We start from the raw sequence: 21,069 nt of genomic DNA on the forward strand, positions 1-21,069 counted from the left end.
AACCCCCTGTCACCGTGTGCCGTCCCCGCTCTACCATCGGCTTATCCGTAGCAGGCTCCCCTCCGTTTCTGCCCGACGGCTCGTTGGCATGCGAGCCCCAAGCCCTACGGAGCATCGGGGGATGCACATGAACAGCGTTCCGCAGTACCTGTTGAACGAGGACCGCCAAGACTTCGAGCGGATCCTCGACGAGGCGCTGCGCTCCGCCCCACACCGCCAGGATCAAGCCGCTCTCGGCCACAGGTTCAACCCGGAACAACTGCGCACCAAGGCGCTCAACGCCACCGAATCGATCACGTCGGCCGCCGCCACCGAGTACCAGCACTACGTCAAGGTCCGCGAGGAACAGCGCCGACCCGCTCCGGCCACCGCGTCGGCCGGCCCGTCCTCCGCCCATGACTCCGACCTCTCGGAGCCGGGCGCGACGGGGCTCGCCGCCTCCCTCGACGACCCGGCCGAGACCTCGGGCGCGGGCGCCGTCGCCGTCGTCGCCGTGCTCGCGCCCGTCCTCGCCGGGACCGCCGCGCTGATATTCCTGCTCGTCGGCTACCTCCTCAAGATGGTCAGCCCCGGACTGGGGTTCGCCCGGACGATGATCACCGCGGGCTGGGTCTTCGGCGCCGTGACGGCGGCGGCGATCCTGGGCGCCGCCGTCGGACTGCTGCTCACCGCGCTGCGCAACCAGCCCAAGGTCGAGGCCGGTGCGCCCCACGGATCGAGCGAGGAGGTGGACCGGGCCAGGGACGCCTGGCGGGACGCCCTGCTGGAACGCGGCATCCTGCCGTTCCTGCGGGACACGCTCGCCGACCCCGGCACGCCCGCGCCGACGGCCGTGCGCCCGCCGAGGACGACACCCGCGCCGGCCGGCCGGATGCCGCAACTCGGCTACGGCCGCCCCGGCTTCAGCAGCCGGGACGACGACCAGGACAGCGGCCACCGCCCGCGCTTCTCCAGCCCGGACTACAGCAGCCCGGACTTCGGCGGCCCCGAGAACCAGCCCGACTGACCCCGGGCCCGCGCCCTCCCCGACGGCCGATCGGCCGTGCGGGAGAGCGCCTGCCGCGAGGCCACCGGGCTGGGCGAGCCGCCGCACCAGGGCACCCCACCGCCCGAACTTGCCTCTGGCACAGCAGAGTTGACGACTTCTCAGTCGGCGATCGGCAGATACACCCGACTCCCGCTCGCGGCGAACTCCCGCGACTTCTGAGCCATGCCGTCCTCGATCTCCGCCCGGCTCCCCCCGTGTTCGCGGCGGATGTCGTGGGAGATCTTCATCGGGGACGACTTCCGTCCGGAGTTGGCCTCGCCCGTACGACTGCGAAGACCTGCAGGCGCCGTGAGAACTGTGCGATGTGCCCGGCACAGCCCCGTTGTCAGACCGGGATGGCACAGTGCAGCACCATGAACATAGACCGGTTCTGGCACCTCATCGAATCCGCGCGTTCATCCGCCACCGTCTCCGGATCCCCCTTCGACGAGACACTGGTGGACGTCCTCGCCGAGTGCCCTCGGCGAGAGATCCTTGAATACGCCGAGCGATTCGACGAGGTACACGACGCCCTGTACCGCTGGGACATCTGGGCTGCGGCCTATCTCATCGGCGGTGGCTGTTCCGACGACAGTTTCATGGACTTCCGTGCAGGGGTGATCGCACTGGGCCGGGACTGGTACGAGTGCACGGCTCTGAGCCCGGACAGCCTCGCCGGGCACCCCGCTGTCGTCGAAGCCGCAAGCGCCCACCATGACGAGGCTCTGTTCCACGAGAACGTGAACTACGCAGCCAGTGAGGCTTTTGAACGCCTCACCGGTGACCGGGAAGCCTTCTATAAGGCTCAGGCCGAGCACCGGTCCGCCGGCCGGCAGCACGGCAGCGCGACGGACATGGGTGAAGACTTCGACTTCGACGACGCGGATGAGATGCATCGACGACTGCCCCGCCTGGCGGCGCTCTACCTCTGAGCGTCCGGCCGGCCCACGGCTCCTCCGAGAGACGTGAGCCGACCTATAGGACCAAGGGCTACTCCGCCAGCGGCAGGTACACCCTGTTCCCGCTCGCCGCGAACTCCTTCGACTTCTGGAGCATCCCCTCAGCGACCTCCTCGGCCGACGCCCCCGCAGCCGCCGTACCACCGAACTGCTTTGTGATGGATTGGCTGATCTTCATCGAGCAGAACTTCGGCCCGCACATCGAGCAGAAGTGCGCCGTCTTGGCGGGCTCCGCCGGAAGTGTCTCGTCGTGGAACTCTCGCGCCGTGTCCGGGTCGAGCGCCAGATTGAACTGGTCCTCCCAGCGGAACTCGAACCGGGCGTCGGAGAGCGCGTCGTCCCACTCCTGCGCACCCGGATGCCCCTTGGCGAGGTCGGCGGCATGGGCGGCGATCTTGTAGGTGATGACACCGGTCTTGACGTCGTCCCGGTCGGGCAGGCCCAGGTGCTCCTTGGGGGTGACGTAGCAGAGCATCGCCGTACCCCACCAGGCGATCATCGCGGCACCGATACCGGAGGTGATGTGGTCGTACGCCGGCGCGATGTCCGTGGTCAGCGGGCCGAGCGTATAGAACGGAGCTTCATCGCAGATCTCCTGCTGAAGGTCGATGTTCTCCTTGATCTTGTGCATCGGGACGTGTCCCGGGCCCTCGATCATCGTCTGCACCTGAAAACGCTTGGCGATCGTGTTGAGTTCCCCGAGCGTGCGCAACTCCGCGAACTGCGCCTCGTCGTTGGCGTCCGCGATCGAGCCGGGCCGCAGACCGTCGCCCAGCGAGTAGGTGACGTCGTAGGCGGCGAGGATCTCGCAGAGCTCCTCGAAGTTCTCGTACAGGAACGACTCCCGGTGGTGCGCGAGGCACCAGGCGGCCATGATCGAGCCGCCGCGCGAGACGATGCCCGTCTTGCGGTTCGCGGTGAGCGGCACGTACGGGAGGCGGACGCCCGCGTGCACCGTCATGTAGTCCACGCCCTGCTCGGCCTGTTCGATCACCGTGTCCTTGTAGATCTCCCAGGTCAGCTCCTCGGCCCGGCCGTCGACCTTCTCCAGCGCCTGGTACAGCGGCACCGTGCCGATGGGGACGGGGGAGTTGCGCAGCACCCACTCGCGGGTGGTGTGGATATTGCGCCCGGTGGACAGGTCCATGACCGTGTCGGCGCCCCAGTGCGTCGCCCAGGTCATCTTCTCCACCTCCTCCTCGATGGAGGAAGTCACCGCGGAATTGCCGATGTTGGCGTTCACCTTCACCAGGAACCGCTTGCCGATGATCATCGGCTCGATCTCCGGATGGTTGACGTTGGCCGGCAGGACCGCGCGGCCGGCCGCGATCTCCTCGCGGACCACCTCGGGCGAGACGTTCTCCCGCAACGCCACGTACTCCATCTCCGGAGTGACCTCGCCCCGGCGCGCGTAGGCGAGTTGGGTCACCGCGGTGCCGTCCCTGCCGCGACGCGGCTGACGCGGGCGGCCGGGGAAGACCGCGTCGAGGTTGCGCAGACCGCCCCTCGGTGAGGTGTGCTTGATGCCGTCGTCCTCGGGGCGGACCGGGCGACCCGGGTACTCGGCGGTGTCGCCGCGGGCGATGATCCAGTTCTCCCGCAGCGGCGGCAGCCCCCTGCGGACATCGGTGTCGACGGACGGGTCGGTGTACGGGCCCGAGGTGTCGTACAGCGCGACCGACCGCCCGTTGGTGAGATGCACCTGACGGACCGGCACCCGGAGGTCGGGGCGCGATCCCTCGACGTACCCCTTGTGCCAGCCGATGGACTTCCCGGTCTCCTGCGACGGTTCGCCCGTGGCGGGCTGCTCGTCCTGGCTGGAGGCAGGCGTGCGTGCGTCCTTGATGGTCATGAGACCTACTCCCTACGCCGGCATTACCCGGTAACAGGTTCAGCGGTCGACGCAGCGGCTTCCGTCTGCCGACGCTCCGTGTGGAACATCACTCAACTGGCGTGATGTTCCACGTGAAACATCGCTGGGACGGAGGTCAGCGCCCTCTCAGCCCGGTGCTCCGAGCTCCCGCGTGTACAAAGGTGACTCCACGCTAGCGTCAATTCGGGCGCGGTGAACAGGGGGCCCCTGCCGTTCTTGCGATGATCTGGCGGTGACCACGACACATCAGCCTCCGTACCCCCCGCCCGAGCCGCCGCACGGGAACGACCAGGGCGGACGCGGGGCGGGTCCCGAACCCGGACACGGGGCAACTCCGGGGCCCGGACGCGGCCCAGGAGCGGGACAGGGTGCCGGGCAGGGACAGGGTGCCGGACGGGGGCGAGGTCCCGAACAGGCGCGAGGCCCCCGACAGGGGCAAGGGTCCGTGCAAGCGCCGGACCCCCGACAAGGGCGAGGTCCCGGCCCCGGACCGGGGCAACGGCCCACGCAGGGACAGGGGCAGGGGCTTAGGCAGGGGCAACGGCCCGTGCAGAGGCAGGGTCTCGGCCAGGACCAGGAGTACAGACAAGGGCAAGGTCCCGGGCAGGGGCAACGGCCTGGGCAGGCGCAGCGTCCAGGGCCGGGCTCGAGGCCGGACGCCTGGCCGGGTGCCGGTCCCGGTTCCGCGCCGGGGACCGGCGGGCAGGGGCCGGGGGCGTTCCCCGGGTACGGTCCTGGTCCCGGGCAGGGCGGGCCTGGCGGCGGATACGGCAGCGGACACGGTCCAGGACCGGGCGCCGGTGGCGACGGACCACGCCCTGGCGACGGCGGTGGCGGACCGGGGGGCGGCCAGGGACCCGGCGACGAGCACGGTCACGGCGGCGGGCACAGTCATGGCGGCGGCCATGGGCCGGGAGGCGGACACGGTCACGGCGGCGGTCACGGTCCCGGCGGTGGTCACGGGCACGGGCCCGGTGGCGGGCACGGCCCGGACGGCGGGAGTGGGCACTCGCACGGGCACAGTCACAGCCACGGCCCCGCAGCCCCGGTCTCCAAGCATCTGCGCAAGGTCATCGCCGCCGTCCTCATCCCGTTCGCGGCGGCCGTGGTGGTCGGGCTCGCGGTGCTGTGGCCAGGCGGCGCACCAGCGCACGAGCGCACCGGTGTCGGCTTCGACCGGCAGAGCCAGCAGGCGACGGTCACCAAGGTCGTGAAGCTCAGCTGCACGTCCGTCAACGCCTCGGGCGGGTCACCGACCGGCGAAGCCCCGGCCACCGGGAGCGCCGCGGCCGACGGGTCCGCCGCCAAGGAGGAGGACGGCGACTGCAAGAAGGCGACGATCCGCGTCGACACCGGCCAGGACAAGGGCCGGACGTTCACCGAGATCGTGCAGCCCGACCAGTCGCGGCAGTTGCACGAGGGCGAGAAGGTCGTGGTCGCCTACGAGCCCTCGGCGCCCAGGAACCTCCAGTACTCGGTGACCGACGTCAACCGCCGGATCCCGATGACGGTGCTGGCCGGCATCTTCGCGGTCGTCGTCGTCCTGGTGGGCCGTATCCGGGGCGTGATGGCGCTGGTCGCGCTGGCGATCAGCTTCCTGATCCTCAACTTCTTCATCCTGCCCGCGATCCTCCAGGGTTCGAACCCGCTGATCGTGGCGGTGGTCGGGGCGAGCGCCATCATGCTGATCGCCCTGTACATGTGTCACGGGCTGTCGGCCAGAACCTCGGTCGCGGTGCTCGGCACACTGATCTCGCTGGTGCTGATCGGCATCCTCGGCTCGGTGTTCATCGGGTGGGCGGCGCTCACCGGCAACACGGACGACAACACCGGTCTCATCCACGGTCTGTACCCGCACATCGACATGAGCGGTCTGCTCCTCGCGGGTGTCATCATCGGCTCGCTCGGCGTCCTTGACGACGTGACGGTCACCCAGACCTCGGCGGTCTGGGAGCTGCACGAGGCGAACCCGTCGATGGGCTGGCGCGGGCTGTACCGGGCGGGCATCCGCATCGGACGCGACCACATCGCGTCCGTCGTCAACACCCTCGTCCTCGCGTACGCGGGTGCCGCGCTGCCGCTGCTGCTGCTGTTCTCCATCGCGCAGAGCAGCGTGGGCACGGTCGCCAACAGCGAGTTGGTGGCCGAGGAGATCGTGCGGACGCTGGTGGGCTCGATCGGCCTGGTCGCCTCGGTGCCGGTGACGACGGCGCTGGCGGCCCTGGTGGTCGCGGCGGACCGGCCAGGACAGGACGCGCCCGTGGGGGCGGGCGCGGGCCCCGGCTCCGGGAACGGCTCGGTCGCCGTCGCGACGGCCGGGGCGCAGAGCGGGACGGCGGTGGGGCAGCCGCGCACGGGGCGGGGCCGGCGCCGGAAGCGGTGAGGGGAGCCGCCCGCCGCACGGCCGGAAGCGGTGAGAGCAGCCGCCCGCCGCACGAGCGGACGCGGCGAGAGCAGCCGCCCGCGCCGCACGGGCGAGAGCCCCAGGCGGCTGAGAGAAGCCCCGGGCTCTCGGCCTGGGCAACCGCCCGCCGCTCGGGCCGGGAGCCCCAGACGCTGAGGGAAGCCGCCGAGCGCTCGGGCGACGCGGTTTCCCTCCACACCAGCGCCCCCGTTTCCGGGAGCCTCCGCAGAAGCGTTACTGCACAACTTCTTCACACGGAACAAGCCACTGCGCCCGCCTCCGGCCACCCGCACCGGAACTCGCCGCCGCCCCCGCGCCCGGCCGTCACCCGGCGCTCTGCTCCTCCGCCAGGATCCGGTCGAGGGCCTCGTCGAGGTGGGTGTCGAAGTCGGCGAGGGCACCCTCCTGACCGAGCGGCACCAGTTTGTCGGTGCGGTCGAGGAACGCGATGACCGGCGCCGTCGAGGACCGGAACAACGCCTGGTCGCGGCCGACCTGAAGGCGGATCAGCACCTCGACGAGGGAGTCGCAGTCGGCGGGCTCGACCCGCACATCGCCTTCCCCGCAGGGCCTGCCCACTCCGTCGATCAGCAGTTCACGGCCGAACGTCCAGGTCACCGGGGCGTCGCCCGGCAAGTGGAAGGTCAGCCGCACGGCATAGGGATCGCCGGTCTCGTACCGCAGCTCGACCGGGATGCGGAACGAGAGCTCCTCGGAGACGAGAAAGCTCATCATGACCTCTGCCTGTACGGACTCGCGCATCGCCTACCCCGTCGTATGAAGCCGGTTGGCTGGGAATGATCCCCCCTGACACTCCAGGCATCTTGCTTAACGTGCACGACAGATCACAAGGAGTGATTTTTCAGATACTGATAGAGATCGACAGTGACCCCAGCAAACGCCCCACTTCGGCCTGCAACTGACGTGCCGCGGCGGGCAGCCGGTCGGCCTGGTGAGCGGGCAGAGACAGGGCCACAGCTGCGGCTGTGCTGCCCGCGGTGACGGGAATTGCCGCACAAACCGTGCCGAGCGCATATTCCTGTCGCTCGAGCACCGGATCCATCCGACCCACCCGTTCGAGGCGCCGGAGCAGGCTGTGACCGTCACGCACCGTGTACGGCGTGATGGTGCGGACCGGGTAGCGGGCGAGATGGTCGCGGCGGGAGGCGTCGTCGAGCTGGGAGAGCAGACACTGCCCGATGGCGTGCGCGTGCGCCGTCTCGCGGAAGTCGGCCCACTCGGCGACCGCCGGGGTGGCGGGGGTGTCGGAGACGATCTGGACCTCGACCTCGCCGTCGACGTAGACGGCGTAGTAGATGGGCGCCCCGAGGGCGTCCCGCCAGCGGGCGAGGATGTCGGCGACCGTGCTGCGACGTTTCTGCCGTGCGCCGCCGCTGCTGAGGCGCTCCGCCGCGTCGCCGAGGAAGAACAGGCCGCGGTCCCGGCTGAGATAGCCCTCGTGCACGAGGGTGCGCAGCAGGTGGTAGGCGGTGGGCAGGGCGAGCCCGGTCTCGCGGGCGAGCTGTTTGGCGGGGGCGCCGTGCTGGTGCTCGGCGACCCGCTCCAGCAGCCGCATGGCCCGCTGCACCGACCCGATGAGCGTGCCGGGCGGCGCGGCTTCGGCGTGGTGGGGCTGCGCGGGGGCGGTGGCCGGTGTGGGCCGGGGCCGCGCGGCGGGGGCGTCGGGGGGTGCGGGGTGGGGGTGGGACGAGGGCGGCGGCGGGGGCGGTGCGGGTGTCCGGGGCGCGGAGGTGCCGGCAGGCGTCGCCTGGGTCTGCCGGGCCGCGGGAGCGGCACGAGGCGCCGGGGGTCGGCGGGTCTCGGGGGGTGACGGCGGTGTGGCCGGCACCCGGGACGATGGGGCGCCGGGGAGCGACGGTGGCGTCGCGAGCGCCCGGGACGGCGGGGTGCCGGACCGCGCCGGACGGGGTGGCCCTGCCGCCGGGGCGGGAGGGGGCACCGGGTGGGCCGCCGGGGACGTCCGCGCCGAGGAGTCAGCCGAAGAGGCAGAGGAGGTGGCCGAGGAGGGCGTCCTCCAGGGTGGTCGGTCCGGCGGAGCGGCCGGCGGCGCGGCGGGCGGTGCCGCACGGTCCTGGGTCGACGGACCCGGCTGTTCCGGGGGTCTGGCCGGGCGGGCGGCCACCGGGACGACCGGACGGCGTGAGGTGGGTCCCGGCGGTGCGTGGGGGGTGGTGGATGCGGTGTCTGCCGTCGCCAAGGGTCACTCCCGATGCGCGCGGGGACGGCCCGTGCGGAGCGACACGGGAGGGGGTGTGCCCCTCGCGGGGTGGTCCCCGCGTCGATTTCCGGACTCTAACCGCCCGTCGTCGCCCGTGGACCGCCCGTCAGGAAACTTCCCCCGCGCGAGGGAACCGGTGATTCCCCTTGGCCGCCCGGCCGCCCGCGGGCGTCACCAGTCGCTGCGCGACGACGAGCTGGAGGTGAACTTCCGCACCACGTAGATCAGTCCGGCGACCAGCGCCACGAACACCAGCACCTTGAACAGCACCCAGATGACGAATCCGAGGACGCTCACGATCAGGCTGCCGAACACGACCAGCGCGATCACGGGCACCGCGACCCACTTCACCCACCAGGGAAGTCCCGCGAAGATCTCACCCATTGCTCTCGTCCTTACCTCTCCGCCCGTACTCGCACCGGGTCCCTTTGATGTCTGTGTCCGATGCTAGGACCGGCCGGGGCCCAGCGGGGGCCCCGCACCCCCTGTCCTGCCCTGACTGATCCCCTAGGGAACCCGGAGGCCGCGCCTCAGCTCTCCGGGGGAGAGAACACCACGAGAACCCGGAGATCCTCGCTGATGTGATGGAACTTGTGCGCGACACCGGCCGGCACGTAGACGACGCTGCCGCGCGCGACCTGGGTGGTCTCCATGCCGACGGTGATCGCGGCCCGGCCGCTGACGACGAAGTACACCTCGTCCTGTTGGTGCGGACGCTGCGGGTCCTGGCTCCCGGCGTCGAGCGCGTAGAGGCCCACGGACATGTTCCGCTCACGCAGGAACTGGAGGTAGGCGCCGTCGTTGGCGGCGCGTTCCGCCTCCAGTTCGTCCAGCCGGAAAGCCTTCATCGTCCTGTAGTCCTCGTCCCGATGCTCGTGCCCGATCCCGTCTGCAACGATCAGACACATGAAGAATTTCCTAGTCAAGACGATCGCCAACGCGGGTGCCCTGGCGGTTGCCGTCTGGCTCCTCGACAAGATCACCCTGACCGGTGACAGCACCGGCAAGAAGGCCGGCACGCTGATCGTCGTCGCGCTGCTGTTCGGCCTGGTGAACTTCCTGGTCAAGCCCATTGTGAAGGTCCTGACGTTCCCGCTGTTCATCCTGACGCTCGGGCTGATCACCCTGGTGGTCAACGCGCTGATGCTGCTGCTGACCTCGTGGCTGGCCGACAAGCTCGACCTCAGTTTCCACGTCGACGGATTCTGGACAGCGGTCCTGGGCGGCCTGATCATCTCTGTCGTTTCCTGGGCGCTGAACGTCGTTCTGCCTGACTCGGACTGAGCGCACGATGACCTATCACGTCTGTTTCGTCTGTACGGGCAACATCTGCCGCTCCCCGATGGCCGAGTCCGTCTTCCGGGCCCGCACCGTCGAGGCCGGTCTCGCGGACCTCGTCGAGGTCGACAGCGCCGGCACCGACGGCTGGCACGAGGGCGACGGCGCCGACCCGCGCACCGTCTCCGTCCTGGAGGACCACGGCTACGGGACCGAGCACACCGCACGCAGGTTCGACCGGTCCTGGTTCGACCGTCTCGATCTCGTCATCGCCCTCGACACCGGCCACCTCGCGTCCCTCCGCCGCCTCGCGCCGACCGCGCGGGACGCGGAGAAGGTGCGGCTGCTGCGCTCGTACGACCCGGCGGCGGGCTCGGACCTCGACGTTCCCGACCCTTACTACGGGGGCCTGGACGGCTTCGAGGAGTGCCTTGAGATGGTGGAGGCGGCGAGCGACGGCCTGCTCGCCGCGGTACGCGAGCAAGTGGAGGGACGAGCGGTATGAGTGATTCCGCCAGAGAAACGCCGGTGGACGACGGCAAGGGCGACGGCACGCGCGCGGTGCGGGCGGGGCTGCCCGAGCCGGTCAAGCACGAGCCGACACTGCCGGGACCGGTGTTCGCCGCCCACTTCCACCTGCCGGGGGAGCCGACCGGGGCGTACACCTACGGCCGGGACGAGAACCCCACCTGGACGCTCCTGGAGCGCGCCATCGGCGAGCTGGAGGCGCCCGGCAGGGACGACGTCGAGACGCTCGTGTTCGCCTCAGGGATGGCCGCCATCTCGGCCGTCCTCTTCTCCCAGCTGAGCGCGGGCGACACGGTGGTCCTCCCGAACGACGGCTACCAGGTGCTGCCCCTGGTGCGGGCGCAGCTGGAGGCGTACGGCGTCCAGGTGCGCACCGCGCCGACCGGCGGCGACGCCCAGCTCGACGTGCTGGACGGCGCGAAGCTGCTGTGGATCGAGTCGCCGTCCAACCCCGGGCTCGACGTCTGCGACATCCGCCGGCTGGTCGAGGCGGCGCACGCGCGGGGCGTCCTGGTCGCCGTCGACAACACGCTGGCAACGCCGCTCGGGCAGCGCCCGCTTGAGCTGGGCGCCGACTTCGCCGTGGCCAGCGGAACCAAGCAGCTCACCGGGCACGGGGACGTGCTGCTCGGATACGTCGTCGGCGGCGACGCCGGGGCCATGACCGCCGTCCGCCGCTGGCGCAAGATCGTCGGCGCGATCCCGGGGCCGATGGAGGCGTGGCTCGCCCACCGTTCGGTCGCCACGCTCCAACTGCGCGTGGACCGGCAGTGCGCGAGCGCCCTGCTGGTCGCCCAGGCGCTGCGGGAGCGGCCCGAGGTGACCGGACTGCGCTACCCGGGGCTGCCCGACGACCCGTCGCACGAGGTCGCCTCGCGGCAGATGCGGCGCTACGGGTGCGTGGTGTCGTTCACGCTACCCACGCGCGCGCGTGCCGAGGCGTTCCTGGACGCCCTGCGGCTGGTGGACGACGCGACCAGCTTCGGCGGGGTGCGCTCCACGGCCGAGCGGCGCGGGCGCTGGGGCGGGGACGCGGTCGCTGAGGGTTTCGTCCGGCTGTCGGTCGGCGCCGAGGACCCCGAGGATCTGGTGGCGGATCTGCTCCGGGCGCTGGACGCGTCCGCACGGTGACCGGTTTACGCCCCTCCGCCCGACTGTCCCGGGAGGATGGCGGACGGTCCGAACCTCCCCCCTCGTGGCTCGGACCGTCCTCGGCTCCGCGCACGCGAAGAACCGTGCGTACGAGGCTAGTTGACTCTCTGTCAGTGTCCAATCACAGTAGCGACAGAGACCTATCGACTTATTTATAGTTGGCCCCTGCCCAACGGCTGGAGGACGGGCGGGGAAAGGGAAGGCGCACTATGGATCTGGCCCTGCTGCGCACGTTCGTGACCGTGCACCGGGCTGGTTCCTTCACCCGCGCCGCCGCGCTGCTCGGCCTCTCCCAGCCGGCCGTGACCTCCCAGATAAGGACGCTGGAACGGCAGCTGGGACGCCCCCTGTTCCTGCGCCAGCCGCGGGGTGTGACCCCGACGACCATCGGGGACGAACTCGCGCACAAGGCCGCCCCGCATCTCGACGCGCTGGTGGAGATCACCGAGACCGGCCTCGACGAGGACTCCGCCCTGCGCACCCTGCACCTCGCGGGCCCGCCGGAGTTCACCGCGGAACGGGCGCTGCCCGCGCTCACCGAGCTGACGGGCGAGGACGGCCGGGGCTTCGCGCTGCGCGCCTCCTTCGGGACCGCCGAGGAGACCTTGGAGGGGCTGGGCGCCGGGCACCATGATCTGGCCATCGGAACGGCCCGTCCGCGCGGCTCCCTGTTCACGGCGACCCCGCTCTGCGACGAGGAGCACGTCCTGGTCGCCGCCCCCGGGTACGCCGAGCTGATCGGCCCGGCGGACGGCGGGCGGGACGGCCACCGTCCGGGGGCGGCGGAGCTGGCGGGCGTCCCGGTGATCGAGGTGCACGAGACGCTGCCCTTCGTCTCCCGCTACTGGGCCTCCGTCTTCGACTGCCGGCCGACCGCGCCGGGCACCGTGATCGTGCCGGACCTGCGCGCGGTGCTCGCCTGCGCGGTCGCGGGCGCCGGGCTCGCCGTGCTGCCGCGCTATCTGTGCGCGTCCGCTCTGGAGCGCGGTGCCGTGGTGGCGCTGCACGAGCCTCCGGTGCCGCCCCTGCGCACGTACTTCCTGGTGGTCCGCTCGGGCACGCTGGCCCTTCCGCACATCGCGCGGGCGCACGACTGGCTGCTGAGGGCCGCGGCGGGCTGGACCTGACCGGAGAGCCCCCGGCGGCGACCGAGGGTTCGGCCGATGACGTCCCGCGATGTTTCACGTGGAACCAGCGGGGCCACATTTCTCCCATGACCGTCCGACCCGTGGTCAAGCGCACCGCACGTGCCGTCCTGCTGGACGGCGACGACCTGATCCTGATCAAGCGCACCAAGCCAGGTGTCGATCCCTACTGGGTGACCCCCGGTGGCGGGGTCGAGGCCGAGGACACGACCGTCGTCGACGCCCTGCACCGCGAGGTGCACGAGGAACTCGGCGCCAAGATCATCGACGTGGTCCCCTGCTTCGTCGACACCGTCGAACACATCGGCGCGGACGCCGCGACGACCGGCGTGAAGGTGCAGCACTTCTTCGTCTGCCGCCTGGAGTCCATGGACATCTCGCAGCGCCACGGCCCCGAGATGGACGAGCCGGCCGGGGAGTACGAGATCGTCCGGGTGCCCTTCACCCGCGTCGGGATCGCCTCGGTCCACCTGGTGCCGCTGTCGCTGCGCCACTACCTGGACGGCAACATCGAGGGCGTCCGCGCGATGCACGCCCCCGACCTGGGCTGAGGCGGGGCGACGGATCAGCCGTCGACGGTGAGGAGTTCCTCCACCTCGTCGTGGCGTATGCGCTCCTGCGGGAACCCCGCGCTGCGCAGGACGTGGACTCCGCTGCGGATCATGCCGGGCGGCCCTGAGAGATAGGCGTCGTAGCCGTTCCACGGGCCGAACTCGCGCACGGCGTCGGGAAGTCCGATGTGCCCCTGCTGGTCGATGATCGCGCGGACCGAGAGCCACGAGTGGGCCTGCTGGAGCCTGAGCATGGTGTTGATGTCGTACAGGTCGACGTCGGTGCGGGCGCCGTAGAACACCTCGACCGGCCGCCGCTCGCCGTGTTCGGCGACGTCCTCGACCAGGGCCTTGATCGGCGCTATGCCGGTGCCGCCGCCCAGGCAGAGCAGCCCGCTGTCGCTGGTGTGGTCCACGGTCATCGCGCCGCCCGGCGGACCGAGCCTGATGACGTCGCCGAGCCGGGCGCGGTGCACCAGGGCGTTGGAGACCCAGCCCGCCGGGACGGCCTTCACGTGGAAGGAGAGCAGTCCGTCGGAGCGGGGCGCCGAGGCGAAGGAGTAGTGCCGCCAGACGCGCGGCCACCACGGCGTCTCGACGCTCGTGTACTGCCCGGCGAGGAACGGGTACGGCTGGTCGGGGCGGACCGTGACGACGGCTATGTCAGGCGTCCTGCGGTCGTGCGCGACCACCTCGGCGTGCCACCAGGCGGGCGCCCGCATCTGGTCCACGGCGGCCGCGTCGATCATGACCTGCGAGATCGTCGTGTACGCCCGGACCCAGGCCGCTTCCATGGCCTGGTCCCAGATGTGCGACGCGTACTTGCTCAGCGCGCCGATGAGGCACTCGCCGACGGCCGGGTAGTGCTCGGGGAGGGTGCCGTACTTGCGGTGGCCGCGGCCCAGGTTCTGGAGGTAGGCGACCAGCACCTCGGTGTTGTCGATGTGCTCGGCCGCGGTGAGCAGCGCCTTGAGCAGCCGGTCGCGCTGGGTGTCCATCGCGGCCGGGAACAGCGGCCTGAGTTGCGGGTGGCGGACGAACAGCAGGGCGTAGAAGTACGAGGTGACCTTGTCGGCCACCGGCTCGACCTCCGCCATGGTCCGGCGGATCAGGAGCGCGTCGGGTGACGCCTGTTGGGCCGGGGGCGGCGGCGGGGTGTGGTCCTGGGCTGCCGGGCCGGGCGGGGCGGTCTGGGCGCGCTGCGGGGGGACGCGTGGGCGCTCACCGAACATCCCGATGTTCTCGGCGAGTCGTCGGTCGGCCTGGCCGCCGTCGCTCGGGGGCCGTGCGCCGTTCGGGGTCGTCTCGGGCTGGGGCGGCGTGCCGAACCAGCCGCCTCCGCCGCCCGAAGTGCCGTTGTCGGCCGACGCGGTGGTCGGAGCGTCCATCGTGAGCCTCGCCTCGAACATCTTTCGGTCGGTCTCCGCACTTCCTCGATCGGAAGATGCCCGCTTTCCCCCGTAGACGGCTTTCCTAACCCGTTTCGTTCCCTTGGCCGACGCGGCCTCATTCAACCTTCGTCGACAATACGTACCGGCGGGTAAGGCGAGAGTGTGAGATGTACCGCAGCACGGTCGACCACCACACCCCCGTCGAACCGGAGTCGACCATACCGGTCGTCGCTCCGATCACAAGTCTGTGCTCCCGTCACCTCGGTTTTTCCTCCCGAAAAAGGCGGCGCGAAACGGCAGTTATCCCAACTACCGGACGTCCCGGCCCCCTTCGGGGACTGCCCGCCGATTCGGCGCGGGACGGATTGCGCCCTCCATCCAAGTCGGCCGTTCTGCGTTCGCCCATGTTTCACGTGAAACACCCCCCGGAGAGCCTTGGTTGTGCATCGGATCACGGCATGGCCAAAAGCTCGTGCGTCTCCCCGCAAAGAGGTGGACGACGGGGGTACCCGTCAGACAGCCTGACCTGCGTGCCGACTCCTTCCGTCAACACTCTTTCCATTCGCCGTCTGACGCTCCGGGATCTCACCGCCTGCGCCGACTTGTCCGAGGACCGGGGGTGGCCGCGCGAGGAGCACAAGTGGGGCTTCCTCCTCGCCTCCGGGAAGGCCTACGGCATCGACGACCCCGACGGCGGTCTCGTCAGCGCCTGCGTCCTCACGGAGTACGGACCCCGCGAGCGACCGGACCTGGGCGCCGTCGGCATGGTGCTGGTCGCCGAACGGCACGCCCGCCGGGGCATCGGGCGCCACCTGATGCGCCATGTCGTCGCGACGGCGGGCACCACCCCGCTGACCCTGTACGCGACCCCCGACGGCCGCCCGCTCTACGAGGAACTGGGCTTCAAGGTCACCGGCCGGGCCGAGATGCTGCGCGGGCGCTTCACGCCCGGTGGCTCCGCCCCGACGGTCGCCACCCGCCCGGCCACCGCCGAGGACCTGACCCGGATCGTCCGGCTCGACGAGGAGGTGTTCGGGGTCGACCGCACCCACCTCATCACCCGGCTGCCCGCCTTCGCCGACCGGCTGCGCGTCGCCGAGGAGAGTGGCCGGCTCATCGGGTACGCGGCCGCCTGGCCCAACATGGACACCCACGTCGTCGGCCCGCTGATCGCCCGGGACACGGAGACGGCCAAGGCGTTGATCGGCGCGCTCGCCGAGCAGAGCGACCGCCCGCTGCGCACCGACATCGACGTGCGCCACGAGGCACTGCTGGCCTGGGCCAAGGAGCGCGGGCTGGCGTCCGTCGCCTTCAACTCGGTGATGACGTACGGCATCAACGATCTGCCCGGCGACTGGACCCGGAGGTTCGCTCCCCTGACGGTCGCGGCCGGCTGAGGCGCCGCGGGGGCGGATGCCGAGGGCGGGACGGAGGGGGGAGGGCCGAAGAGGGAGGGCCGGAAGGCAAGGCAGAGCGCGGAGCACGGAACACCTGTCACCGGTCACCTGTCACCGGTCCTGTCACCTGTCACCTGTCACCTGTCACAGGGAACGGAGCGCGGACAGGGTCCGTGAGGAGCGGACAGGGTCCGGTGCGTAGGGTGCGGGCATGGGAGACCTCGACATCCGCCCCGTCACGCCCGACGACGTACCGGCCGTCGTCGCGATGCTCGCCGACGACCCCCTTGGGGCGCGGCGCGAGTCGCCGGACGACCTGACGCCGTATCTGGCAGCCTTGGAGCGCCTCTCGGCCGACCCGAACCAGCACCTGGTCGTCGCCGTCCGGGAGGGCCGTGTCGTGGGCACGCTCCAGCTCACGATCATTCCCGGGCTCTCCCGGCGCGGCGCCGTCCGCTCCATCATCGAGGCCGTCCGCATCCACGCCGACGAGCGTGGCAGCGGTCTGGGCACCCGGCTCATGGAGTGGGCGGTCGACGAATCCCGGCGCCAGGGATGCCAGTTGGTGCAGCTGACCTCTGACGCGTCCCGCACCGACGCCCACCGCTTCTACGAGCGGCTCGGATTCACGGCCTCCCATGTGGGGTTCAAGCTCCAGCTGTGACGGGTGGGGCCAGGCGGGGGCGCCGCCGGGCCCGCCCGGTGAGTGTCGTGTTTCACGTGAAACAGGACACTCACCGCGTATCGATGGCTAGCCGATCCCCCGCCACCCGTCCGGATCGACCCCGCCCGGCACGGAAGCCCCCTCCTCGTACGGCTGGCGCGTGAAAACGAAGGACCCGAGGTCCAGATGGTCCACGGTCCCGTCCGGCCGCCGTACGGCCCGCAGAAGCTCTCCGGCGTAGTAGCCCTCAAGGCCGGTCCAGGTCCCGTCGCCGTTGGCGCGGAAGCGCGAGCGGCGTCCGCCGCCCGTGAGCGGACCCAGCGAGACCATGCCGTCGGCCGTGAGGCGCAGCGCGAAGGCGTTCGTCCCCCAGTACCAGGGCCCCGCCAACTCCAGCACGGAGGGATCCACTGCGGGCAGCGGCCGCCACGGCGCGGGAAGGCGCGGTTCGGCCTCGGCGACGATCCGGACGAGGTCGGCGCCGATGGTGGCGATCGGCGGGCCCGACGTGCAGTTGGCGAGGACGACGGAAGCGAGGTCGTCCTCGACGCTGACGGTGAGGTTCGCCAGGAAGCCCGGCAGCGATCCGGAGTGCCCGATCAGCAGCCGTCCGCCGCGCCGCTGGATCTGCACGCCGAGCCCGTAGGAGGTGCCGTCCGCGACATCCGCGGCCTCGACCACCGTCGCCGGTGTCCGCATCTCACGCACCGACGCGGCGCTCAGCACCCGGTCGTCGCCGTGCGCGAGGAAGACCGCGAAGCGGGCCAGGTCCGTGGTGGTGGACCAGAGCTGGCCCGCCGGGGCCATCAGACCGAGGTCCTCGACGGGTTCGGGCATGAGGGTGTCGGCCCACGGGTGCACGGCCCAGCCGTCCGCGTAGGGGGCCAGCGGCTGGGCGCTCGTGCGGTCAAGGCCCAGGGGTTCGAGCACTTCACGCCGAAGTACCTCCGCCCAGGGGGCACCGCGCAGTTCCTCGACGAGGGCGCCGAGCACGGTGTAGCCGGGGTTGGAGTAGTGGAAGCGCCGGCCGGCCGGGTGGAGCAGCGGCCTCTCGCCCAGGACGTCGGCGAGCCCCGGGCGCAGCGACCCGGGGGTCCGCTCCCACCAGGGCGCCGGTGACTCCGCGGCGAGACCACCCGCGTGGGCGAGCAGCTCACCGACGGTGGCCTCCCCCACGCCGGTGCCCGGCAGGTGCCGCTCCAGCGGGTCGTCGAGTCCGAGGGCGCCTTCGTCGCGCAGCCGCATCACCAGGACGGCGGTGAACGTCTTGGTGAGGGAGCCGATCCGGTACTGCACCCGCTCACCCGGGTCGGGTCCGTGCCCGGCGGTCCTGGACCCGTGCCACACGGCCTGCCCGTCCCGCACGACGGCCGCGACCATCGACGGCGCCCGCCCCTCGGCCTGCCCCACGGCGATCCGGTGCAGCAGCGCACGGCGGGTACCGGGCAGCAACGCCCCCGGCGACTCGTCCTGATGAGGTGTCGTCATGCTCCCAGTCCACCCCGCGGACACCCCGGGAGTCGAACCGGCGGGACGTCCGGGCGCGAGGCCCACACGCGAGCCCGCACCGCGCACCGATGAGTCTCCCGTGCCGCGCCGGTCTGTACGCGTGAGACCGACTCACGGAAGGCTGGCGCCATGCGGAAACTGATCTACGGCATGAACCTGTCCCTGGACGGCTACATCGCCGCGCCCGGCGACGACATCGGCTGGAGCACGCCGAGCGACGAGCTGTTCCAGTTCTGGTCCGACCGGTTGCAGGCGACCGAGCTGTCGCTGTACGGGCGCAAGCTGTGGGAGTCGATGAGCTCCTACTGGCCGACCGGCGACCAGCAGCCCGACGCGACCCCGGCGGAGATCGAGTTCGCGCGCCGTTGGCGGGACATGTCGAAGGTGGTGTTCTCCTCGACGGTCGACGCGGTCGACTGGAACACCCGGCTGGTCACCGGCGACGCGGTCGCCGAGATCACCCGGCTCAAGGCCGAGGACGGCGGCCCGATGGACATCGCCGGCGCGACGCTCGCCGGGGCGGCCATGCGGGCCGGGCTGATCGACGAGTACGTGCTGGCCACCGCGCCGGTCCTGGTGGGCGGCGGCACACCGTTCTTCACCGCGCTGGACAACTGGGTGAACCTGAACCTGGTGGAGACCCGGACGCTTCCCGGCGGCGTGACCCTGACCAGGTACGAGACGAGACGCTGAGGAGCGGCGCCCACGCGCGGCCCGTGCAGGGGAGCCACGAATCTCGGCACTCTTCGTCGCGCTGTGCGGGTGGTTGAGCAGTCTCGTCAGCCGATGGATTGGCGTAGTTGAGCACGTTCACGGTGATGCGACACCCACCGGCTCGCCCGACGGGGCACCGCTATCGTCCGCAGGGTGACTCGCCATGAGGAAGTCCTGGACTCGATCCGTCGGGACTCCGATCTTGCCGAGGTGCTCTGGCGTCTCTGCGAGTTCGATCTCTCGCGCAGCGATCCCGGTGAGCCTGTCCGCCTCTCGTCCGGCGTGGCACTGGAGGGCATCGCAGGCGATTACACCGGCGGGACCTTCTTCCTCTGCGGCAACGGCAAGGTCCGTCCCGTGCTCTATGCGAGCTCCGAAGGACAGGCCGGCCTGATCGGCAACAGCTTGACCGAAGCGTTGGAGATCGTGGTTGGGCTGCCTTCCTGGTGGGACTGCCTGAAGTTCTCCGGGGCGGGTGATCTGGCGGTCATGCGCGCGACCGCTGATCACCTGCGCGATGACGAGCTTCGGGATGAGCCTGGGAAGGACGCGGATCGAGCAACAGTCGCTCAAGCACTGGGCTTGGGATCCGCGCCCGTCTCGACCCTGTTGGGCCGCCTGCATGCTGCGGTTTCCGCCACGGTTCCCGACTTCGTGCTGACCAGCGGGGCAACAGAGTACGAATCCCTGTTCGGCCCCTGGCTGCGGAGCCGAAACCCCTCCTGGCAGTAATCGGCAGGTTCGGAGCCGCTGCTGCCAACGCAGCCTCAGCACCACCGGTTTGAGCAACTCGGGCTCCCAGGTCGCCTGCGGTCGCAGAGCCAGCTCCCGGATCGTCGCCCCTCCGGCTGCCGCACCAAAGAACCTCGTCCAGCACCTCCGCCGCCACGAGCCCGTCGCGGCGCTGGCTCGCCAGGAACGGCACCTTCGCGAGGAAGACCGGGTCCTCGCCCGACCAGAGCTCGTGGGCCCACCCGTGTCCTCGATCAGCTTCGCCGGCCGGGTGAGGGCTTCGGGCAATCTCCGGCTTGGCCAGTTGGGAGGAGGGCTTGACGTTGACGACCGTCACCGACCGGTCAGCCCGCACGAGGAAGTAGTCCGGGACATGCCGCCTGGCCCGGCCAGCAACACTGGCCCGGATCCGGAACGGCTGGGACGCGATCTCCACCACCTGGGGATCGAAGTTACGCCACGGCTTCGCCCGCACCACCTGGCCGAGCGAAGCTGCCTCATCGGCTTCTCGACAGTGCTGTCGTCCATCTCCCGCAGCGAGACCAGCGCACCCCTGGCGCCACCACGCGCCGCCCGCGCGGCTGCGAGGCGGCACACAGTCCGGCCTCATCGTCTGGGTACCCACGACGAACTACCCGACATTGCTGATGTACCGCTGAGACACGGGCTCGACTGCTGAACTAAGTCGACCCCCTCCAACCTTGTAGGTTCTCACTTTCGGTGTCATGCGCCGACGCTATGACCTGGACGTTCCCCTCCAGTCGCACGACGTGTCGGCAGGCGGCTGTCTCAGATCGGTGTCTTTCCGCAGACTGCCCAGCCGGCTGCACCGCATGTCCGCGTCCCGTCTGAGTGCACCACCACGTACGGAGATACCTGCACCGGCAAGCAGTTCATGTCATCGCGCGGGCAGGACGGTGGCAGGGAGGCAAACCCCCAGGATGGCTGCGGTGCCAGCCACGGCTCGGTCCTCGTGCATGGTGATCTGCTGGCCGGGCTGGACGTGCGACCAGTGGGAGGGAGTGAGGGGCACAAGGCGAACCGTGGCTCGCCCGCCGGGCTCCAGCATGGGCATGTTCTCAACCCAGAGCCCAGCGATGCTGACCGCACGTCCGCCGGTGGGTGAGAGGAGACCGATGTCCCACATGGGCCGCAGAACACCCGCGCCGGAGATTGGCGTCGTGCGTCGCGCCTCGGCGGCAGGGCGGAGCGTCAAATCCGCCCTGATCAAGCCGTTGCGGAGCTCGGAGCATCGCCAATGGCACCAAGCCGCACTCCGCTCCAGCTGGAGTTGATCAGCCGCTTCGGCGAGCTTCTCCCAGAAAGCCAGAGGGAGCGAGTGAGCCTCCCCAAACTCCTCCAGCAGACCCAGGGCGATCTCCCACTCGTCGTGAACGAGGTAGTCCCAGACGTCTCCCACCGTGATGTCATTCCCGGTGGCGGTCTCTTCCGGAACCAACAGGAAAGCTGCTTCGAGCAACTCAGGGACGTCCATGCGCTCATTGT

20 protein-coding genes and 2 pseudogenes are annotated in these 21,069 nt (G+C 70.7%); 12 read left to right on the plus strand and 10 right to left on the minus strand.

Annotated features, from left to right (window positions below):
• Positions 1–121: 121 nt before the first annotated feature.
• Positions 122–1,006 (plus strand): hypothetical protein, encoded by an 885-nt coding sequence (locus DDJ31_RS19365; protein WP_127179045.1) that lies wholly within the window; start codon positions 122–124, stop codon positions 1,004–1,006.
• A 140-nt stretch (positions 1,007–1,146) separates the two neighbouring features.
• On the opposite strand, the pseudogene DDJ31_RS19370 reads toward DDJ31_RS19365, so the two are convergent.
• Positions 1,147–1,293, minus strand: a pseudogene (locus DDJ31_RS19370) (thiamine biosynthesis protein ThiC); the annotation flags it as partial.
• 108 nt (positions 1,294–1,401) lie between these two features.
• On the opposite strand from DDJ31_RS19370, the gene DDJ31_RS19375 reads away from it, so the two are divergent.
• Positions 1,402–1,959 (plus strand): DUF4240 domain-containing protein, encoded by a 558-nt coding sequence (locus DDJ31_RS19375; protein WP_127179044.1) that lies wholly within the window; start codon positions 1,402–1,404, stop codon positions 1,957–1,959.
• Positions 1,960–2,017: 58 nt separating this feature from the next.
• Here DDJ31_RS19375 and thiC read toward each other — a convergent pair whose 3' ends face one another.
• The gene (gene thiC / locus DDJ31_RS19380) at positions 2,018–3,838 is read right to left on the minus strand and encodes a phosphomethylpyrimidine synthase ThiC (RefSeq protein WP_127179043.1); all 1,821 of its coding nucleotides are present in this window, start codon (positions 3,836–3,838) and stop codon (positions 2,018–2,020) included.
• Between the two features lie 1,126 nt (positions 3,839–4,964).
• On the opposite strand from thiC, the gene DDJ31_RS19385 reads away from it, so the two are divergent.
• Positions 4,965–6,242 carry a YibE/F family protein gene (locus DDJ31_RS19385; protein ID WP_240678149.1) on the plus strand — a complete coding sequence of 426 codons (1,278 nt, stop codon included), beginning with the start codon at positions 4,965–4,967 and terminating at the stop codon, positions 6,240–6,242.
• Between the two features lie 345 nt (positions 6,243–6,587).
• Here DDJ31_RS19385 and DDJ31_RS19390 read toward each other — a convergent pair whose 3' ends face one another.
• From DDJ31_RS19390 to DDJ31_RS19405, 4 genes are all read right to left on the minus strand, one after another.
• A complete protein-coding gene (locus DDJ31_RS19390; protein WP_127179042.1) occupies positions 6,588–7,025 on the minus strand; it encodes an SsgA family sporulation/cell division regulator in 438 nt (145 codons plus the stop codon).
• A gap of 100 nt (positions 7,026–7,125) precedes the next feature.
• Positions 7,126–7,851, minus strand: coding sequence for an IclR family transcriptional regulator (locus DDJ31_RS19395; protein WP_431027704.1), 726 nt, complete (start codon positions 7,849–7,851; stop codon positions 7,126–7,128).
• Positions 7,852–8,673: 822 nt separating this feature from the next.
• The gene (locus DDJ31_RS19400; RefSeq protein ID WP_127179041.1) at positions 8,674–8,886 is read right to left on the minus strand and encodes a DUF5326 family protein; all 213 of its coding nucleotides are present in this window, start codon (positions 8,884–8,886) and stop codon (positions 8,674–8,676) included.
• A gap of 146 nt (positions 8,887–9,032) precedes the next feature.
• Entirely contained in the window at positions 9,033–9,350 is a 318-nt protein-coding gene (locus DDJ31_RS19405) for a cupin domain-containing protein (protein ID WP_127182702.1), read from the minus strand.
• A gap of 58 nt (positions 9,351–9,408) precedes the next feature.
• Between DDJ31_RS19405 and DDJ31_RS19410 the strand changes: the two genes are divergently transcribed.
• From DDJ31_RS19410 to DDJ31_RS19430, 5 genes are all read left to right on the plus strand, one after another.
• Positions 9,409–9,786, plus strand: coding sequence for a phage holin family protein (locus DDJ31_RS19410; RefSeq protein WP_127179040.1), 378 nt, complete (start codon positions 9,409–9,411; stop codon positions 9,784–9,786).
• A 7-nt stretch (positions 9,787–9,793) separates the two neighbouring features.
• The gene (locus DDJ31_RS19415; RefSeq protein WP_127179039.1) at positions 9,794–10,285 is read left to right on the plus strand and encodes a low molecular weight protein-tyrosine-phosphatase; all 492 of its coding nucleotides are present in this window, start codon (positions 9,794–9,796) and stop codon (positions 10,283–10,285) included.
• Positions 10,282–11,439, plus strand: a complete 1,158-nt coding sequence (locus DDJ31_RS19420) for a cystathionine gamma-lyase (RefSeq protein WP_127179038.1) — start codon at positions 10,282–10,284, stop codon at positions 11,437–11,439. Before DDJ31_RS19415 ends, DDJ31_RS19420 begins: the two co-directional genes overlap by 4 nt.
• A gap of 230 nt (positions 11,440–11,669) precedes the next feature.
• Entirely contained in the window at positions 11,670–12,587 is a 918-nt protein-coding gene (locus tag DDJ31_RS19425; RefSeq protein ID WP_127179037.1) for a LysR family transcriptional regulator, read from the plus strand.
• Positions 12,588–12,673: 86 nt separating this feature from the next.
• Positions 12,674–13,156, plus strand: coding sequence for an NUDIX domain-containing protein (locus DDJ31_RS19430; RefSeq protein ID WP_127179036.1), 483 nt, complete (start codon positions 12,674–12,676; stop codon positions 13,154–13,156).
• A 14-nt stretch (positions 13,157–13,170) separates the two neighbouring features.
• Here the strand turns inward: DDJ31_RS19430 and DDJ31_RS19435 are convergent, their stop codons facing one another.
• Positions 13,171–14,544 (minus strand): globin domain-containing protein, encoded by a 1,374-nt coding sequence (locus tag DDJ31_RS19435; RefSeq protein WP_240678148.1) that lies wholly within the window; start codon positions 14,542–14,544, stop codon positions 13,171–13,173.
• A 533-nt stretch (positions 14,545–15,077) separates the two neighbouring features.
• On the opposite strand from DDJ31_RS19435, the gene DDJ31_RS19440 reads away from it, so the two are divergent.
• Both DDJ31_RS19440 and DDJ31_RS19445 read left to right on the plus strand, forming a co-directional pair.
• Positions 15,078–15,944, plus strand: a complete 867-nt coding sequence (locus DDJ31_RS19440; protein ID WP_127179034.1) for a GNAT family N-acetyltransferase — start codon at positions 15,078–15,080, stop codon at positions 15,942–15,944.
• A gap of 211 nt (positions 15,945–16,155) precedes the next feature.
• Positions 16,156–16,608: a GNAT family N-acetyltransferase gene (locus DDJ31_RS19445; RefSeq protein WP_127179033.1), complete on the plus strand. Its 453-nt coding sequence runs from the start codon at positions 16,156–16,158 to the stop codon at positions 16,606–16,608.
• Positions 16,609–16,695: 87 nt separating this feature from the next.
• Here DDJ31_RS19445 and DDJ31_RS19450 read toward each other — a convergent pair whose 3' ends face one another.
• On the minus strand, positions 16,696–18,096 hold the full coding sequence (locus DDJ31_RS19450; RefSeq protein ID WP_127179032.1) for a serine hydrolase domain-containing protein: 1,401 nt from the start codon (positions 18,094–18,096) through the stop codon (positions 16,696–16,698).
• 150 nt (positions 18,097–18,246) lie between these two features.
• Between DDJ31_RS19450 and DDJ31_RS19455 the strand changes: the two genes are divergently transcribed.
• Both DDJ31_RS19455 and DDJ31_RS19460 read left to right on the plus strand, forming a co-directional pair.
• Entirely contained in the window at positions 18,247–18,810 is a 564-nt protein-coding gene (locus DDJ31_RS19455) for a dihydrofolate reductase family protein (RefSeq protein WP_127179031.1), read from the plus strand.
• 174 nt (positions 18,811–18,984) lie between these two features.
• Entirely contained in the window at positions 18,985–19,563 is a 579-nt protein-coding gene (locus tag DDJ31_RS19460) for a hypothetical protein (RefSeq protein ID WP_127179030.1), read from the plus strand.
• A 298-nt stretch (positions 19,564–19,861) separates the two neighbouring features.
• Here DDJ31_RS19460 and DDJ31_RS39885 read toward each other — a convergent pair.
• Together DDJ31_RS39885 and DDJ31_RS19465 are read right to left on the minus strand one after the other, a co-directional pair.
• A pseudogene (locus DDJ31_RS39885) lies at positions 19,862–20,173 on the minus strand (TnsA endonuclease N-terminal domain-containing protein); the annotation flags it as partial.
• A 288-nt stretch (positions 20,174–20,461) separates the two neighbouring features.
• Entirely contained in the window at positions 20,462–21,058 is a 597-nt protein-coding gene (locus DDJ31_RS19465) for a hypothetical protein (RefSeq protein WP_127179029.1), read from the minus strand.
• Between the last annotated feature and the right edge of the window lie 11 nt (positions 21,059–21,069).

This window comes from Streptomyces griseoviridis (assembly GCF_005222485.1).
GTDB lineage: Bacteria > Actinomycetota > Actinomycetes > Streptomycetales > Streptomycetaceae > Streptomyces > Streptomyces hintoniae.